Source organism: Streptococcus sp. 32226D021BW (genome assembly GCF_053545015.1).
Genome location: NZ_JBPPVC010000039.1, coordinates 1 through 754, shown reverse-complemented (window position 1 = coordinate 754; position 754 = coordinate 1). Strand labels below are relative to the sequence as shown.

General features: G+C 42.2%; 1 protein-coding gene. It reads right to left on the bottom strand.

Annotated features, from left to right (window positions below; all coding sequences use genetic code 11):
- Positions 1 to 754 (bottom strand): IS110 family transposase (locus ACEE44_RS10325; protein ID WP_449172166.1); only part of this gene is annotated, 754 nt, incomplete at both ends.

Sequence of the window (754 nt, the reverse complement as noted above, 5' to 3'; positions counted from 1 at the left end):
CTGAAGCGATATTGTGAATACATTTGAACAGAATCTTTCTAGCGTAGGGATTGCCACGCTTGGTAATGTGTTCCTTAGCGAGGAAGTTACCCGATTCATAGTGCCTCAGGTCAATACCGATAAAGGCATTGATTTGATTGGTAGACTGAAAACGGCGAATATCTCCCAGTTCGCCAATGATGCTGGTCGCTGTGGTTTCAGCTATTCCAGGAATAGAGAGCAGAATGTCATATTCAGGTAATGGCTGAGCTAGTTCTACCATTTCGTCTAAGACTGCCTGTCTCTGTTCAGAAAGCCGAAGCAATTCTTTTGCATAGTAACGCACCTCTTCCAGTATTGGAGAGGTTTTCTTGACGACACAGTAAGATTGATTAGCTAGTACTGTAAGCTTCTCAGCTAAGTACGCCACACGCTTGTCAGAAATACGTTTTGAGGTGGATTGACGAATGCTCTTTGATAGTTCATTCTTGCTTAACTCAAGTACGCATTCCTTACAAGGAAAAGCTATAACTAAGTTCCAGTATTGTTGGCCAGATGGTGTTGATAAGATAGTTTCCAATTCAGGAAAAGTGACTTGTACGACCTTGTGCAGACGGTTTTTAGCTCGAACAATGTCCTCGGTCAGATTCTGATAGAAACGGCTGAGATCTCGCAAGTTTTGGTAGATTTCTTTTTGAACATAAGTGGGTTTACGATTCAGCACAAATTGAGATTGAGCCAGTTTTTCGGCGTCAATTTGATCTGTTTTCCGCAC